The sequence below is a fragment of the Kitasatospora sp. NPDC053057 genome (assembly GCF_044546945.1).
Taxonomy (GTDB): domain Bacteria; phylum Actinomycetota; class Actinomycetes; order Streptomycetales; family Streptomycetaceae; genus Kitasatospora.
The window spans coordinates 97,379-113,268 of record NZ_JBITZP010000008.1 but is presented as its reverse complement, the minus strand read 5'-3'; the positions used below and the strand labels follow the sequence as shown (position 1 = coordinate 113,268).

The 15,890-nt window shown below is 70.4% G+C and carries 20 protein-coding genes; 15 read left to right on the top strand and 5 right to left on the bottom strand.

The features are described from left to right. The first annotated feature begins 169 nt into the window (after positions 1–169). The 9 genes from ACIG5E_RS11705 (at position 170) to ACIG5E_RS11665 (ending at position 8,596) form a co-directional block, all read left to right on the top strand. Entirely contained in the window at positions 170–1,408 is a 1,239-nt protein-coding gene (locus ACIG5E_RS11705) for a glycosyltransferase family 2 protein (protein ID WP_396533163.1), read from the top strand. A 68-nt stretch (positions 1,409–1,476) separates the two neighbouring features. Beyond that, positions 1,477–2,772, top strand: a complete 1,296-nt coding sequence (locus ACIG5E_RS11700; RefSeq protein ID WP_396533162.1) for a DUF445 domain-containing protein — start codon at positions 1,477–1,479, stop codon at positions 2,770–2,772. 159 nt (positions 2,773–2,931) lie between these two features. Further along, positions 2,932–3,951 (top strand): adenosine deaminase, encoded by a 1,020-nt coding sequence (locus tag ACIG5E_RS11695; protein ID WP_396533264.1) that lies wholly within the window; start codon positions 2,932–2,934, stop codon positions 3,949–3,951. A gap of 163 nt (positions 3,952–4,114) precedes the next feature. Then, positions 4,115–4,687 (top strand): toxin-antitoxin system HicB family antitoxin, encoded by a 573-nt coding sequence (locus ACIG5E_RS11690; protein WP_396533161.1) that lies wholly within the window; start codon positions 4,115–4,117, stop codon positions 4,685–4,687. Positions 4,688–4,778: 91 nt separating this feature from the next. Next, entirely contained in the window at positions 4,779–5,618 is an 840-nt protein-coding gene (locus ACIG5E_RS11685; protein WP_396533160.1) for a DUF4097 family beta strand repeat-containing protein, read from the top strand. Beyond that, positions 5,618–6,544: an ATP-binding cassette domain-containing protein gene (locus tag ACIG5E_RS11680; protein ID WP_396533158.1), complete on the top strand. Its 927-nt coding sequence runs from the start codon at positions 5,618–5,620 to the stop codon at positions 6,542–6,544. The genes ACIG5E_RS11685 and ACIG5E_RS11680 overlap by 1 nt, the downstream gene beginning before the upstream one ends. Next, complete coding sequence (locus ACIG5E_RS11675; RefSeq protein ID WP_396533156.1) at positions 6,541–7,308, top strand: ABC transporter permease; 768 nt, start codon at positions 6,541–6,543, stop codon at positions 7,306–7,308. Before ACIG5E_RS11680 ends, ACIG5E_RS11675 begins: the two co-directional genes overlap by 4 nt. A 215-nt stretch (positions 7,309–7,523) precedes the next feature. Next, positions 7,524–8,117 (top strand): hypothetical protein, encoded by a 594-nt coding sequence (locus tag ACIG5E_RS11670; protein WP_396533155.1) that lies wholly within the window; start codon positions 7,524–7,526, stop codon positions 8,115–8,117. 35 nt (positions 8,118–8,152) lie between these two features. Further along, a complete protein-coding gene (locus ACIG5E_RS11665; RefSeq protein WP_396533154.1) occupies positions 8,153–8,596 on the top strand; it encodes a hypothetical protein in 444 nt (147 codons plus the stop codon). A 223-nt stretch (positions 8,597–8,819) separates the two neighbouring features. Here ACIG5E_RS11665 and ACIG5E_RS11660 read toward each other — a convergent pair whose 3' ends face one another. Then, positions 8,820–9,218 (bottom strand): hypothetical protein, encoded by a 399-nt coding sequence (locus tag ACIG5E_RS11660; protein ID WP_396533153.1) that lies wholly within the window; start codon positions 9,216–9,218, stop codon positions 8,820–8,822. Positions 9,219–9,550: 332 nt separating this feature from the next. Beyond that, positions 9,551–9,961 carry a VOC family protein gene (locus tag ACIG5E_RS11655; protein ID WP_396533152.1) on the bottom strand — a complete coding sequence of 137 codons (411 nt, stop codon included), beginning with the start codon at positions 9,959–9,961 and terminating at the stop codon, positions 9,551–9,553. Between the two features lie 48 nt (positions 9,962–10,009). On the opposite strand from ACIG5E_RS11655, the gene ACIG5E_RS11650 reads away from it, so the two are divergent. Continuing rightward, entirely contained in the window at positions 10,010–10,210 is a 201-nt protein-coding gene (locus tag ACIG5E_RS11650) for a hypothetical protein (protein ID WP_396533151.1), read from the top strand. Between the two features lie 187 nt (positions 10,211–10,397). Further along, positions 10,398–10,799 (top strand): hypothetical protein, encoded by a 402-nt coding sequence (locus ACIG5E_RS11645; protein ID WP_396533150.1) that lies wholly within the window; start codon positions 10,398–10,400, stop codon positions 10,797–10,799. A 195-nt stretch (positions 10,800–10,994) separates the two neighbouring features. Here ACIG5E_RS11645 and ACIG5E_RS11640 read toward each other — a convergent pair whose 3' ends face one another. Genes ACIG5E_RS11640 through ACIG5E_RS11630 form a run of 3 tightly spaced genes read right to left on the bottom strand, consistent with a single transcriptional unit; the run spans position 10,995 to position 13,582 of the window. Then, complete coding sequence (locus tag ACIG5E_RS11640; protein ID WP_396533149.1) at positions 10,995–12,530, bottom strand: immunity 49 family protein; 1,536 nt, start codon at positions 12,528–12,530, stop codon at positions 10,995–10,997. Between the two features lie 50 nt (positions 12,531–12,580). Next, positions 12,581–12,766 carry a DUF397 domain-containing protein gene (locus ACIG5E_RS11635; protein WP_396533148.1) on the bottom strand — a complete coding sequence of 62 codons (186 nt, stop codon included), beginning with the start codon at positions 12,764–12,766 and terminating at the stop codon, positions 12,581–12,583. Positions 12,767–12,769: 3 nt separating this feature from the next. Beyond that, positions 12,770–13,582 carry a DUF5753 domain-containing protein gene (locus ACIG5E_RS11630; RefSeq protein WP_396533147.1) on the bottom strand — a complete coding sequence of 271 codons (813 nt, stop codon included), beginning with the start codon at positions 13,580–13,582 and terminating at the stop codon, positions 12,770–12,772. A gap of 196 nt (positions 13,583–13,778) precedes the next feature. Between ACIG5E_RS11630 and ACIG5E_RS11625 the strand changes: the two genes are divergently transcribed. From ACIG5E_RS11625 to ACIG5E_RS11610, 4 genes are all read left to right on the top strand, one after another. Beyond that, entirely contained in the window at positions 13,779–14,141 is a 363-nt protein-coding gene (locus ACIG5E_RS11625) for an ATP-binding protein (RefSeq protein WP_396533146.1), read from the top strand. Then, positions 14,138–14,410 (top strand): hypothetical protein, encoded by a 273-nt coding sequence (locus tag ACIG5E_RS11620; protein ID WP_396533145.1) that lies wholly within the window; start codon positions 14,138–14,140, stop codon positions 14,408–14,410. Before ACIG5E_RS11625 ends, ACIG5E_RS11620 begins: the two co-directional genes overlap by 4 nt. A 326-nt stretch (positions 14,411–14,736) precedes the next feature. Next, positions 14,737–15,138: a hypothetical protein gene (locus ACIG5E_RS11615; RefSeq protein WP_396533144.1), complete on the top strand. Its 402-nt coding sequence runs from the start codon at positions 14,737–14,739 to the stop codon at positions 15,136–15,138. Between the two features lie 114 nt (positions 15,139–15,252). Then, entirely contained in the window at positions 15,253–15,828 is a 576-nt protein-coding gene (locus ACIG5E_RS11610; RefSeq protein ID WP_396533143.1) for a TetR/AcrR family transcriptional regulator, read from the top strand. Positions 15,829–15,890: the final 62 nt, after the last annotated feature.

Below are 15,890 nucleotides of genomic sequence, written 5' to 3'. Positions count from 1 at the left end.
GACCGGCTGATGGTTCGGGCGGATGTGCGCGAGGGCCGCGACCGGCTGATGGTTCGGGCGCGCGTTCGGATCCGGTCACCCGTCCGGGGAGGGCACGTGACTCCCCGGCGGGCGACCGAGTTGACGGTGCGAGGTTCCGCTCGACCGCACCCCGGAGGCCCGCCGCCCGATGACCGTACCCGACGTGACCGTGGTGGTCGCGGTCTACAACACCATGCCGTACCTCACCGCGTGCCTGGACTCGCTGGTCGGGCAGTCCCTGGCGCCGGGGCGGCTGGAGGTGGTGGTCGTCGACGACGGCTCCACAGACGGCGGCGAGGTGCTGCTGGACGAGTACGCCGCCCGGCACCCTGGGCTGTTCCGGGTGGTCCACCAGCCCAACTCGGGCGGTCCGGCCGGCCCCACCAACCGCGGCCTGGCGATGGCCCGCGGCCGCTTCGTGCTCTTCCTCGGTGCCGACGACTGGCTCGGCCCGGAGGCGCTGGAGCGGCTGGTCGCGGCCGCGGACGCCTGGGGCTCGGACGTGGTGGTGCCCAAGCAGGTCGGGGTGAACGGGCGGCTGGTGCCGCAGGGCATCTTCCACGCCGACGCCGAGTCGATCGGCTTCACCGACTCGGCGCTGGCCTGGGCGCTGGCCGACACCAAGCTGTTCCGGCTCGACCTCATCCGGCGCCACGGGCTGCGCCGCGACGAGGGGTTGAAGGTCTTCTCGGACCAGCCGTTCACCCTGGAGGCCTGCCTGCGGGCGGGCCGGGTGTCCGTCCTCGCCGACTACGACTGCTACTTCCTGGTGCTGCGCGAGGACCGGGGCAACGTCACCGAGCGGGCCTCGGTGCCGGACCGGCTGCGCGGGATCGCCGCGCTGCAGCAGGTCGCCGACGAACTGGCCGAACCCGGAGAGGAGTTGGACGCCATCCGGGCCCGCAGCTTCGCCTGGGACGTGCCCCGGCTGCTCCAGGAAGGCTTCCTGCTGCTGGACGACGGGCTGCAGCGACGGGTGTGCGCCGAGGTCGGCCGGATGGTCGAGCGGTTCGGCGCCCGCGCGGTGTACCACCGGCTGCCGGTCGCCGCCCGGCTGCGGCTCGAACTCGCCGCCGCCGTACGGCCGGAGGCGCTGCGCGACCAGATCCGCTACGAGGCCGCGCACGGCGAACCGCCGGTGGTGGTCGACGGGCGGCGGCACTACGCGGGCTACCCGGCGTTCCGGGACGCCCGGCTCGGCCTGCCGGACGAGCTGTTCCTGCTGCGCGAGGAGCCGGTGTTCGAGGCCGCCCCGCCGCTCAACCTCGCCCAGCAGCTGTGGCGCGGCATCGTCCCGGAACAGCTGCGGCGTGGGCTGCGGCGCCACCCGGCGTGGCGCCGGCTCGCCAACTCGGTGAACGGGGGGCGAGCCGACCGGAGCGTGTGATCGCGGGTCGGAGCGTGTGATCGCGGGGCACGCCCCCGTCCGCGCCGGGCACCGGGCAGACTGGCGGGGTGAGTGACGAAGCCTTCAGCGGGACCGGCCCCGGGGTCCGGTTCACCGCGGCCGACGAGCAGAAGAGACGCGGCGTCCGCCGGATGAAGACCATCGCGACCGGCCTGCTGGCCTTCGCGACCCTGGTCTTCGCCCTCTCCACCTGGGCGAAGGCGGCCGGCGCCGGCGCCTGGGCCGGGTACGTGGCGGCCGCCGCCGAGGCGGGCATGGTCGGCGCGCTGGCCGACTGGTTCGCGGTGACGGCCCTGTTCCGGCGTCCGTTCGGCCTGCCGATCCCGCACACCGCGATCATCCCGACCAAGAAGGACGCTTTCGGGCGCTCGCTCGGCGAGTTCGTCGGCGACAACTTCCTGGCCGGCCACGTGGTGCGCGGCCGGCTCGCCGCGCTCGGCGTCGGCCGCCGCCTGGGGGAGTGGCTGGCCGCGCCGGGCAGCGCCGAGCGGGTCACCAAGGAGGCCTCGGCGGCGCTGCGCGGCCTGCTCGCGGTGCTGCGCGACGACGACGTGCGGGCGGTGGTCGCCGAGGCGGTGACCAGGCGGGCCGCCGCCACCTCGGTGGCCGAGCCGATGGGCCGGATGCTGGGCAAGGTGGTCGCGGACGGCGGGCACCGCGGGGTGGTGGACCTGGTCACCGTCCGGGCGCACGGCTGGCTGACCGCCAACCACGAGGACGTGGTCCGGAAGGTCACCCAGAAGACCCCGGGCTGGACGCCCAAGTTCCTCGACCACCAGGTCGGCGAGCGGGTCTACAAGGAGCTGCTGCGCTTCGTCACCGACATCCGGGACGACCCCGACCACCCGGCCCGCGGCGCGATCGACAACTTCCTCGCCGACTTCGCCACCGAGCTGCAGACCGACCCGGAGACCATCGCCCGGGTCGAGCGGGCCAAGGGCGAGCTGCTGGCCCGCCCCGAGGTGCAGGATCTGATCAACTCCACCTGGGCGGCCGTGCGCACCCTGGTGATGGGTGCGGCCGAGGACGAGGACAGCGAACTGCGCCGGCGCATCCGCGACGGCGTGAGCCGCTTCGGCGAGCGCCTGGCCACCGACGCCAAGCTGCAGGCCAAGGTGGACGGCTGGCTGCAGGACGCCGCCCAGTACCTGGTCGACACCTACCGGGCCGAGATCACCTCGCTGATCTCCGAGACGGTGGCGGGCTGGGACGCCGACGAGGCCTCCCGCAAGATCGAGGCCAACGTCGGGCGGGACCTCCAGTTCATCCGGATCAACGGCACCGTGGTCGGCGCGCTGGCCGGACTGCTGATCCACACCGTGGCGTCCGCGCTCGGGGGGTGACCCCCCGCCCGGCGCACCGGGTTTGGGCCTATCCTGGGCCGACATCCGCGATACGCGCGTAGAAGCGCGGAGCAGAAGGAGAAGGGAACCACCGTGGTCCAGCCGGACGGAAGTCGGATCGGAAACCCCACCGGTGGCGGCAGCGCCGCGGACCGGAGCATCGAGGCGTTCATCGCCGGGATGCCCAAGGCGGAACTGCACGTCCACCACGTCGGCTCGGCCTCGCCGCGCATCGTCGCCGACCTGGCCGCCCGGCACGCCGGGAACTCCAAGGTGCCGACGGACCCGGCGGCGCTCGCGGAGTACTTCACCTTCACCGACTTCGCGCACTTCATCGACGTCTACCTGAGCGTGGTGGACCTGGTCCGCGACGCCGAGGACGTCCGCGCGCTCACCTACGGCGTGGCCGAGGACATGGCCCGGCAGAACATCCGGTACGCCGAGCTGACCCTCACCCCGTACTCCTCGGTCAAGCGCGGCATCCCCGACGTGGCCTTCATGGAGGCGATCGAGGACGCCCGGCTGCGCGCCGAGAAGGACCTCGGCGTGGTGCTGCGCTGGTGCTTCGACATCCCCGGCGAGGCCGGGCTGGAGGCCGCCGAGATCACCGCCCGCCTCGCCACCGAGCTGGCCCCCGAGGGCCTGGTCAGCTTCGGCCTGGGCGGTCCGGAGATCGGTGTGCCGCGGCCGCAGTTCAAGCCGTACTTCGACCGGGCGCGCGCGACCGGCCTGCGCTCCGTCCCGCACGCCGGTGAGACCACCGGGCCGGAGACGGTCTGGGACGCGATCCGCGAACTCGGCGCCGAACGCATCGGGCACGGCACCCAGGCGGTGAAGGACCCGGCGCTGCTCGACCACCTGGGCGAGCACCGCATCCCGCTGGAGGTCTGCCCGACCTCCAACATCGCCACCCGGGCCGTCGAGCGGATCGAGGACCACCCGATCAAGCGGATGGTGGACGCAGGGCTGCTGGTGACGGTCAACAGCGACGACCCGCCGATGTTCGGCACCGACCTCAACACCGAGTACGCGGTGGCGGCGCGGCTGCTGGGGCTGGACGAGACCGGGGTGGCGGCGCTGGCCCGCAACGCGGTCGAGGCCTCCTTCCTGGAGCAGGCCGGCAAGGCGCGGCTGGTCGGCGAGATCGACTCCTACCTGGCGGGCTGGCAGCAGCGCTGACGATTCCGCCGGCGTCCGGCTGGCGTCCGCGCCGGTGAACGGCCCCGTCGACCTCGGTCGGCGGGGCCGTTTCCGTCGGTGGTGCCAGACCTCTCGCCTCATGGCATCAAAGTGACGCCAGAAATGGCTCGACATGGCATCACGGCTGTGCGATGCTCTAGCCATGGACCTCACGCCGTACGTCGAAAACCTCCGGAACGAGCTCGCGGTGGCCGCCGCCACCGGCGGGGACGAAGCGCGCGCGCTGGCCGAGCGACTGACGCTCCCGCTGGAGTCGGCCGTGCGGCTCACCCTGCTCAACGCCCTCTCGGCCGCCATGGGCGAAGTCACCCGTGACCTCGCGCCGGGCTCGGTGGACGTGCGGCTGCGTGGCCTCGATCCCGAGTTCGTGGTGACGGCGCCGCCCGGCGCCGACGCCTTCCACGGTGACGTGTTGCCCCCGGCAGCGACGATAGCGCCGTCGATGGCGCCACCGATGATGCCATCCGTGCTGCCGGTGGCGCCGGAGGCGGACGAGGCGGGCACCGCCCGGATCAACCTGCGCCTGCCCGCCAACCTCAAGGCCAGGGCGGAGGAGGCCGCCGGACAGGAAGGCCTCTCCCTCAACGCCTGGCTGGTCCGGGCCGTCGCCGGCGCGGTGGAGGGCGGCCGGCCGGTCGCCCGCTCGGCCGCCGACCTCGGCAGCCGCACCACGCGCAGCGTCGGCGGCCAGGGTTTCACCGGCTGGGTCCACTGACACTTCCGCACCACCGCACATCTGCCCCTGCAACGTCACCCCCGCTCCGACCAGCGGGAACACCCACACGAGCCAAGAGGACGGGACAGCCATGCCTACGTACGAGACCGACGGACCGATCTCCGTCGCCCTGGACTTCGAAATCGGCTCGGTGTGGATCCGGGCGAGCAAGCGCACCGACGCGGTGGTCGAGGTCCGGCCCACGAGCGCGGCCAGGGACGCCGACATCAAGGCCGCCGAGCTGACCCAGGTCGACTTCTCCGGCGGTCGGCTCACCCTCAAGGGCCCCAAGCAGCGCACCGTGTTCTCCAGCCGGAAGGGCTCGATCGAGATCACGGTCGAGCTGCCCGTCGGCTCCGAGGTGCACGCCGAGTCCCCGATGTCGGACTTCGTCACCGAGGGCCGGCTCGGCGACTGCCGGATCAAGACCTCCATGGGCCGGATCCAGCTCGACCGGGCCGAGCACGTGCGGATCAAGACCGACATGGGGGACATCCGGCTCGGCACCGTCGCCGGGAACGCCGAGGTGACCGGCTCCGGCCGGATCGAGGTCGGCACCGTCGGCGGCCGGCTGACGGTCAAGAACAGCAACGGCGACAGCGAGATCGACGAGGTGCGGGGCGAGCTGACGGCCAACTCCTCCAACGGCCGGATCCACGTCGGCGCCGCCGGGGCGGGCGTGGAGGCCAAGACGGCGAACGGGCACATCCGGCTCGGCCAGGTCGTCCGGGGCAAGATCAACCTGCAGGCCGGCGTCGGGGACATCGAGGTCGGCATCGCGGAGGGCACGGCGGCCTGGCTCGACGTGCACAGCAAGTTCGGCGCCGTCCGCAACGACCTCGGCCCGGCGCAGGGCCCGGGCGACGCCCAGGAGACCGTCGAGATCCGTGCCACCACCCAGGTCGGCAGCATCACCGTCCGGAGGGCCTGATGACGGCGATCTCGGCGGTCGGGCTGACCAAGTCCTACGGGGACAAGGCGGTCCTGCGGGGCATCGACCTGTCCATCCCGGCGGGCACGGTGTTCGCCCTGCTCGGGCCGAACGGCGCGGGCAAGACCACCACCGTGGAGATCCTCTCCACCCTGATCCCGGCCGACGGCGGCTCGGTCCAGGTGGCCGGCCACGACGTGGTCCGCGAGGCCGACGGCGTGCGGAGGGCGATCGGGGTGACCGGCCAGTTCTCGGCGGTGGACAACCTCCTCACCGCAGAGGAGAACCTGATGCTGATGGCAGACCTCAACCACCTCCGCCGTCGGGAGGGGCGGAGGCGGGCCGAGGAACTGCTGCGGCGCTTCGATCTCACCGAGGCCGCGCGCAAGCCCGTCGTGACCTTCTCAGGCGGCATGCGGCGCAAGCTCGACCTGGCGATGACCCTGGTCGGCGACCCGAAGGTGATCTTCCTGGACGAGCCGACCACCGGGCTGGACCCGCGCAGCCGGCGCACCATGTGGGAGATCATCCGGGGGCTGGTGGCCGACCACGGCGTGACGATCTTCCTCACCACCCAGTACCTGGAGGAGGCCGACCAACTCGCCGACCGGATAGCCGTCCTGGACGGCGGCCGGATCGTCGCCGAGGGCACGGCCGAGGAGCTGAAGCGGTTCGTCCCCGGCGGTCGGATCCGGCTCCAGTTCGCGGACGCCCGCGAACTGGACACCGCCGCCACGCTGTTCGACTACGCCACCGCCGACGCGGAGGCGCTGCGACTGGACATCCCAGGGGACAACTCCGTGGTCACCGTGAAGGCCGTGCTGGACACGCTCGACAACGCCTCCGTGCGCGCCGAGTCGTTGGTCGTCGAGACGGCCGACCTGGACGACGTCTTCCTGCAACTCACCGGGGAGGGTGCGCGATGAGCGCGACCACCTATGCGGTCAGCGACTCGCTGACCATGCTGCGCCGGAACCTCAAGCACGCACTGCGGTACCCGTCCCTGACCTTCGCGGTCGTGGTGATGCCCGTGATGATGCTGCTGCTCTTCAACTACGCCTACGGCAGCGCGCTCGGTGTCGGCATCGGCGGCGGCAGCTACATCGACTACGTGACGCCCGGGATCGTGCTGATGGCGGCCACCTCGGGGTCGCTGGTCACGGCGATCGGCATCTGCACCGACATGACCGAAGGCATCGTCAACCGCTTCCGCACGATGGCGATATCGCGCTCCGCCTTCCTGGCCGGGCACGTGGTCGGCAGCGTCGTGCAGACCATGATCGGACTGGTCCTGGTGGTCGGCGTCGCCCTGGCGATGGGCTTCCGGCCCACCGCCGGCCCGGTCGAATGGCTGGCGGCGGGAGGCCTGCTGCTCTTCCTCACCTTCGCCATGACCTGGATCTCGGCCGGCATCGGTCTGGTGGCCAAGACCGTCGAGAGCGCCAGCAACATGCCGATGCCGCTGCAGTTCCTGCCCTTCATAGGCAGCGCCATCGTCCCGGCCGACTCGATGCCGACCGGGCTCCGGTGGTTCGCCGAGTACCAGCCCTTCACCCCGATGATCGAGACCCTGCGCGGCCTGCTGATGGGCACCGGGATCGGCAACAGCGGCTGGATCGCCCTCGCCTGGTGCACCAGCCTCACGCTGGTCGGCTACGTCTGGTCGCGGAGCGTCTTCTACCGGCGGTGACGGGGGTACGGCCGGCAGCCATCGGTGCGGCCCGGGAGGCGGGGAGACCTGCCTCCCGGGCCGGTGAGTCCCTGGTCCCGTAACGGAGGGGCCGTCAACAACCCCCGGGCGCGGAAGCCTCCTGTAGTAAAGTCCGCGCAAAGATCGGCAAAAGACCGCCCGGGGGACGGATGACGGCGAGGCGTCGCAGACAGATTGCCTGGGGGCTGAGAGGCGTGGCGCTCGTCGCGCTGCTGGCGTACCTGCCGGGCTGGCACGCCTCCCGCTCGGGCGGCCTGGTGGTGGTCGAGCACTGGCTCAACCGTCCGAGGCTGCTGATCGGGGCGGCGGTGGTGCTGATCGTGGTCTCGCTGGTGGTCGAGCTCGAGTTCCGCACCCGGTTCTCGCAGATCGGCTGCGCGGTCCTCTTGGTACCCCTCGCCGTCGCCGGGGTACCGGTCCTGGGCCTGTCCCTCGTGTTCAGCGGTCACGGGGGCCGGGAGGATCGTTTCGTCAGCCCGAACCGCCCCGACCGGGTGCTCACCGTCACCAACGTCGCCTTCTCGATCGACCCGATCTACCAGGTGGAGCTGGAGGCCGGCAGCGGTTGGTCCGCCCGCCACTGGAGCATGGGCACCTGGAGCACCAGAGGCGGCGACTTCGTCCGGATCGACTGGTCCGGCCCGGACCAGATCACCGTGACCGGCCGCAACAACCTCACCGTCTTCGACGTCCTCCCCGACGGCAGCCTGAGCGAGCCCCGGGTCCTGCCCAAGCAGCCCGGCCCCGGAGCGGACTTCCAGCGTCCGTCTTCGGACCCTAGGGGCTGAACACCACCACCGAGCCGCGCTTCTAGGCTGGTCCGATGCAGCAGGGGAACCGTGGGCGCTGGGGAGCGCAGCCGCGCTGGGTGTGGTGGGTGGCGGCGGTGTACGTGATCGGGTTCGTCGAGGGGGCCGGGGTGCACGCCTTCGACGTGCTCAGCGGTGGACTGCACGCCTACCGGGCGTGGCCGCTGGAGAGTCAACTGCTCTTCCACACCCTGCTCGTGCTCGATCCGATCGCCGCCGTGCTGGTTATTCGGGCCCGCCCGGCGGGGCCGCCGCTCGGCGCGGGCATCATGGTCGCCGACCTGGTCGCGAACTGGTGGGGCAACTGGGACGGCCTGACGCACCATCCGCTCGACTACCTCCGGTTCGTCGGGCTGCCGGTGATGACGCTCTTCGGACTGTTCGTCTTCGCCACCGCCGCCCCGCTCCGCCGGTCGTTCCTCAGCGCCGACCGGGCGCCACGCACCCAGGAGGCCTGAGCGCGCGGGGCGCGCGGAGACTGCCGAGGGCCAGCCCGAGGCGGCCGGGTTGCCGCAGAGGGCCTTCTCCTCGAAGGCCCGGTAGAGCCGGGTGAGATCGCCCGGGCCCTCGGGGAGCTTGAATACGGCGTCGGTCCTCCTGTCGGCGAAGGGCCCGGCTCTCCGTCTCGCGAAGGAGAGCCGGGCCCCGTCCAGAGGGTGTGCGAACCTCAGGCCGGATGGGTCACCAGCGGTCGATGCCCATGGTGTTGGCGGCACTGTGGATGGCGTTGTAGTGCGGGATCGACATGTCGGACTTCTTCTGGCCGGCCGGGAGGTTCTTGTCGGCGTTGCGGAACTCGTCGCGGGCGGCGGCGAGCAGGCTGGTGCCGTAGGAGACGGGGACGTCGCTGGTGCCATGGGCCGGGTGGGACTTGGCGGCCGTCTGGCTGCCGGCCTGGGCGAGGATGCTGCGGGCCTGGTTGTAGGCGGCGGCCTTGACCGTCTTCGGGTTGCTGACCTGGGCCTGCACCCCGGCCACCGACTGGGTCTGCTCGGCGGCCATGGCGACGGGGGCGACGGCGGCGGTGAGCGCGCCGGCGGTGATGACGGTCGCGAGGGCGTTGCGGACGATCCTGTTCACGGGAAATCCTTCCGTAGGCATCTCAAAGGTTCGCCTCCGCATCGGGCATGGGAATCGTCGGAGTGCGAACGTCTCCGCACTACCCCGGCCTCCGAGAGCGGAAAACCGGCTTCCGCCGGGTTCGTTCGGAAGCGATGGGATCTGGCCGTTTTCTGGATGCGGGAATTCGTATCGTCAGGCTGGAAGGATGGACCCTGATCCGCAGCGACGAGGACGAGTGAGCGGGCCGGCGATCAGCGCGAACAGCACTCCGGCGACGGAGTCGGACGGCCGGGCACCACTGTCTCGACAACACGATGTCGCCGCCGTGTTGTTGGACGCCTGCCGCAGGCCTACGCGTTGGACCAGGAGCGGGTGGACAGCACCAGCAGGTAGCCGTCCGGGTCCTGGACGGTGACGCCCCAGGTGTCCCAGTACGGGTTGTGCGCGGGCACCCGCTTGCCGCCGTGCTGCTCCAGCCGCTCCACCAGCGAGTCGCTCACGGGCTCGCCGAGGTAGACGACCAGCAGGTCCTCGGCGGTCGGCTGTGGTTCGACGGGCGCGGCCGGGTCGTGGACGAGTTCCAGGTGCCAGGCGGCGGTGGGCCAGCCGACCATGAGGAGCGAGTGCTCGCCGGGGGTGCCGTCCGTGGTGTGCCGGTACAGGACGTCGAGGCCGAGCCCCGAGACCCAGAAGCGCTCGGCTGCTTCCAAGTCCCGTGAGGGGCGGGCGATGCGGATGTGCGCGGTGGCGTCGGTCGGCATGGTTCTGGCTCCAGGTGCGCGAGGCGAGGGGGCGTCGGTGAGCGGTCCGTGGCCGTGGACACCGGTGGCAGTGAGCCTAGGGATCACGCGGTCAGGTGCCATCGGGCGCTGGTCCTAGTCCCCAAGTTCACCATCGCCCAGCAGCGCGACCAGGACAGGGTCATCGAGGCGACCCCGACCGGCAACCCCGTGCTGGAGACGCTCTTCGACGGCAGCCCGCGTCAGCTGTGGGACATCAACCCGTCCTGAGCCGCCGATAGCAACGCGGACGGGCCCGGCACCTGTGAAGGTGCCGGGCCCGTCCGACTGTGGAGCGCCAGGCCCGGGTTGCACGGACTCTTCCTACTGAAAGTAGGACGTGCTCTGGTAGCACCGCTGACGCCTGGCGAGGAATCATCTCCCTCGCGACGAGATGAATACTAGCAGCTCAGCGACCGTGCTCCGAATCGCGGAGGCGGTCAGGGGGTTCGAGGGAACGGCACAGGAGGAGACCAACGGTCTCGGGGGCGACACCGCCATCACCTACGCGTCCGAAACCGCGGCCTCCCGGGACTGGTTCCTGCGCCCCGTCGGCCGGGCGTTCCTGATCGAGAGCAAGGCGAGGCCCGGCCGCTGCCTCCAGGCGCTGCCGAACCGCGGGGACCAGATCCCGATGCCGGCGTGCAACCCCAACGTCCCGACCCAGCTGTGGGTGTTCGGTGCGGTGGGCGACAAGTACGTCATCGCCGAGCTGGTGGACGGGAACCGTGTCATCGAAGCCCAGGCGAACGCCGTCCCCGTGGTGACGTGGTTCCGCGATGGCGGCCCGCGTCAGCTGTGGACCATGAAGCGGCCCTGAGCGATCCTGCGGCAACGCGATCCTGCGGCAACGCGGACGGGCCCGGCACCTGTGAAGGTGCCGGGCCCGTCCGACTGTGGAGCGCCAGGCCCGGGTTGCACGGACTCTTCCTACTGAAAGTAGGACGTGCTCTGGTAGCACCGCTGACGCCTGACGAGGAATCATCTCCCTCGCGACGAGAAGAAGACTAGCAGCTCAGCGGCCGTGATCCGAATCGAGGAGCAGCCGGACCGGGAGGTACGGGGACTCGACGCGGATCGCCCGGCCGCGGCGGCGAGCGTGACAGGCGAGGGCGAGGGCGTCGAGGCTGATCGCGGCTTCGGGGTCGGTGGGGCGGTCGGCGACGGAGTAGTGGTCGCGGTGGGCTTCGAGGAAGTCGAGCAGGGCGAGGTTGAAGCCGGTCTCGTCGCCGTCGACCAGCTGGGCGAGGAGGGCGACGGGCATCGGGGGGAAGCCCTGCCGCTCGGCGAGTGCGGCCTCGCGCAGGGCCTTCTCGATGGCGGGGGCGGGGTCGACGGCCCGGAGGTGGTCGTGCAGGGCGACGCGGTACGCGGCGTACGCGGTGCGGTCGTCCTGGGAGACGGCGGGGCCGGCGAGGACGAGCGGGGCGAGGTCCTCGCGGACGCCGGTGATCAGGGCGTAGTTGAGCGCGAGGTGCCAGCGGCCGGGGTGGGTGCTGTCGTCCCGGGTGGCGGGGAGGGTGAGCGTACGGCCGTCGATGACCACGTCGACGCTGGTGCCCGGCTCGGCGAGCGCGAGTCGGAAGAGGGCGGCGCCGATCTGTGAGGCGCGGCGGAGGCCGGCGAGTTGGACGTCGGTGACGTCGGGGGAGAGCGAGGCACGGGACCGGATGAGGGCAGTCTGCTTGGAGAAGGCGTAGTCGAGGTGGGCGACGGCGTCGGAGGGGGCGATGGAGGGGCTGAGCGCGTCCTGGATCGCCTGCTCGAACCTGACCTCGGTGGTCGGGGGGAGGGGGCGCGGCGGGGCCGGGCGGTCGAGGCGGGCGGGCCAGGTGACGGGGCCGCGGGCGGGGGCCTCGAAGTTGGTGACGAGGGCGTGGGGGAGGCGGTCGGTGTCGGGGGAGGGCAGCCACCGGTGGGTGCGGTAGGCGAGGGCGGAGAGCGCGAGGGGGAGAAGGGGGAGGGGGCTTTGGGTGACGTGGAGGAGGGCGGCGACGGCCGTGTCGAAGGTGGGGCGGTCGTTGGTGGCGAGGGCGTGGAGGGCCTGGAGGCCGGGGTGGGAGTCCACGTCGGAGGGGAGGTCGACGGCGTCGACGAAGTGGGAGAGCAGGCCGGTGGCGAGGTCGTTGGGCGGGGTCAGGGCCTGCCAGGTGAAGACGAAGGCCTCGCCGTGCCGGGAAACGGAGTCGGTGAGGATCGCGAGGCAGAAGGCGTCGATCCACCGGAAGGCCCTGATGGGTGGTGCGCTGCTTCCGGGCTCGGGGTCGTACTCCATCCCGAAGTCCACGTAGTCGAGGAAGACCTGGAAGTGCTCGCGGGGGTAGTAGGCCGCGAAGGAGACGGCACCGATGGCGGATTCGGCGGCGTCCTTGAGGACGGCCTTGGCCTCGGGGGAGTTGAGGCCCGGGGCGGAGGTGGAGAGTGTGTTGAGGTGGTCGAGGAAGGCGCGGGAGATGACGGTCCATTCGGTGCCGGTCATGAGGCCCGCGCGGGAGTAGGAGTGGACCTCGCGTCCGATCCTGGTGGCGAAGTCGGCGATCTCTGTGCTCATGGTGGTGTATTGAAGCACCGGCCGGGGGAGCCGGCCGGTGCGGTCGGGGGTTAGACGTCGAACTCCCCGTTGCGGATGGCGGAGACGAGGTCGCGCCATTCGGTGGGGGTGAGTTGGGCGATGGCGTCGGGCAGAAGGCTGCTGCGGACATAGACGGCATCGGAAGTGACGGCTACCTCCGGGCAGTTGCTTGCGTTGGAGCATGCACTGGGCCGAATCCAGGAGCGGTTCTCCATCGGCTATATCTCCTTCTTGATCTTCGCGATCAGATCGCGGGAGTCCTCGACCGAGAGAGACCGCTCAGTCATCTGTTCAATGACCGAGCGGTACTCCTCCAGGTGCTCAGCCAGGTGGAGGAAGATCGGCCCCTCCATGGAGTCGTAACTGACGGTGTCGAGTCGTGGTACGGGCCCGTGGGCGTAGTTGATGGCCTGGCCGGGACCCTTGAATCCTCCCGCTGCAAAGCTGATCACTCGAAGCGTGACGTGTGGCAGCTGAGACAACTCCAGCATCCAGTCCAACTGTTCCCGTGCCACATCCCGGCCGCCGAACTGCATGCGGAGAGCGGCCTCGTGGACGATCGCCGTGTAGGGATGGATGCCTTTCGCCATCAGCATCTCAGAGCGCCGCATTCGTTGCTCGACACGTGTTTCCACTACGCGCGGAGTCAGCTGGACTTGATTGTCCTGGAAGATCGCGCGGCTGTACCGCTCCGATTGCATCGGCCCGGGCGGATGGCAGATTTGGTAGGAGTACATGCCCTTCGCATGGTGCTCGAACTCGCAGATGTCGAGAAAGCCCTGCGGTACGAAGCCCCGGTATTCGTCCCACCAGCCCTTGCGTCGGTCCTCGGCCATGGCTGCAAGGGCTTCGATGAACGCGGTATCGGTCTCACCGAAGGATTCAGCGAGCGTCCGGACTCGCTCGGCCGTGATGGGGTAGTGCCCCTTCTCGACCTGAGTGATCTTCGTGCGGTCCAGGCCGAAGAGGGCGGCGGCTTGAGCGGTCGTCTGGCCGGCGCTGTCTCGCATCTTCCGCAGCTCGATGCCCAACCGTTCCTGCCGGGCTGTTGGGGTGGTCCGTGGTGGCATGGCCCAAGCATCTATGCCGATCCGTCAACAGTCCAGCGACTACGGGTGGACCATGTTTCCGAATCAGGTGGCACATGTGAGTAGCGATGCCCTACAGTCAGTGATGCACCGATCACCGAACGGATCGTCAGCATCCTTTTCCCTCTGGGAGATCCCTGTGTGCAACCTCAACTCCCCCTCCCTCACCCTCTCCCGGGACACCCTCCACGACGCCCTGACCCTCGTCAGCTGGCACCCGTCCCGCATCGCCGACGCCCAGCTCTGCCTGGTCGAGCTCATCGTCAACGCCTGGCGCCACGGCGACACCCCCTCTCCGGGGGTCGTCATCCTCTTCCGCGACAACACCCTCCGTGTCGGGGTCTCCGACCGCTCCTCCGTCCTCCCCGAACCCCGCTCGCTCGACCCCCTCTCCGAGTCCGGCCGGGGCCTCCACCTCGTCGCCGGCCTCACCCACCGCTGGGGCGTCAGCCCGCAGAAGCTGGGCAAGATCGTCTGGTTCGAGCTGGACGGTGGCGTGTGAGCGCCCACCACCCCATCCACCCCGCCGACCCCGCCCTCCTCCACCTCACCGGCCCACAGCTCACCGAACTGATCGTCGAACTCCGCACCGAAGGCCGCGAGTTCGGCCTCCTCTGGCCCTCCGCCCACCCGGGCGAGACCAGCCTCAACGGCCGCCGGCTCGTCAACCTCGGCAACATCCCGGCGAGCACTCTGATCAACCTCCTCGCACTCCTCCGCGAGTTCAAGCGCAACCGCGACGGCAGTCGCCACCGATGCTCGGACTCCTGACCCTCAACCTCCTCGCCGCCCTCTTCGGTGCGCTCTGCGAAATCCGGTCCTCCCGTCTTTGGCGGAAACCAGATGCTCCTCGACCCCCCCTCTAGGGACATCCGCGTCCCGCGTCGCTGATGCCGCCCCCAATTCCCATCTGTACGCCACCACGCTCCAATACAAGATCCCTAAACGCTCCTGCGGCCAAAGTGGCGCGACGCAACCCATGCAGCGCAAGGGACTTGACGTTCGATCACCTTGCTTGGAAGAGTCGGGGACTGCACGAACTCCAGTTCTACACACATGAGTTCGAAGCATTTCCATCGAAACGGGGTAGGTTTCTCGTGCTCACCAAGAAGATCGCCACCGCAGCGGTCGCCGTGGCCGCCGCGGGCGTGCTCGCCACCGCCACGTCCGCGTCCGCGGCCACCACCCTCTACAACACGGCGGCGACGATGGTCGGTGGCGGCCTGTCGCACAAGTGCACGTCGCGCACCCTCGACCTGGCCGCCGGTTCCTACGGCTGGGGCTTCTACAGCGCGACCCCGTACGTGAGCAGCACGATCAAGCTCGCCGCGGGCAGCTACACCTGGACCGACTGCCTGACGGAGAGCGTGGACTACTACTACCTGGACTCGTCGCTCCAGCTCAACGGCAGCTCCTCCGCTCCGGCGACGCTGCACGCATCGCGCTGGATTGCTGGGGGCTCCTACACCTACGGCAGCTTCCTCAAGCCGAACTTCTAGAGCCACCAGGCTCCTTGGCTGGGCGAGGCCCCGACCGGCAACCGGTCGGGGCCTCGCCGCGTCATCCGCCCCGAGTAGTTGACCTCGGAGTCAAATAATCACTACGGTGGCGATGTGGGCAGACCGAAGAGCTTCGAACCGGACGTCGTCGTCGCACAGGCGATGGAGACCTTCTGGACCAAGGGCTACGCCGACACCTCCCCGGCCGACCTCGCCGAGGCGACCGGGGTGGCCAAGGGCAGCCTCTACCACTCCTTCGGTTCCAAACGGCAGCTGTTCGCCCGGGCGCTGGACCTCTACGGCCGCATGGGTGCGGAGATCACCGAGGAGTTCCTCTCGCGGCCGGGCACCGCCAAGGACCGCCTCCGCGCGTACTTCGTGCTGCTCGTGGACATGGACCTGGACGGACCGGTCCGGCGCGGGTGCCTGGCGCAGAACACCGTCACCGAGCTCGGCGGGCGGGACGAGGAGGCCACCCGCGCGGTGCACCGCATGGAGGAGCGCATGGTCGGGTTGTTCGCCGCGCGCATCGAGCAGGGCCGGAGGGACGGCGACGTCGGCCGGAGTGTCGACGCCAAGGAGCAGGCCCTGTACCTCCAGACCGTCCTCGCGGGCCTGCGGGTCATGGTCAAGACCTACGAGCGGCCGGTCCTCCTCCGGATCATCGACACGGCCCTGGCGGGCCTCTGAAGCACGCCGCCCCGCGCGGTGGCCTCTTTGCGCCCCAGTTTTAGACCTGTAGTTCAAGAATT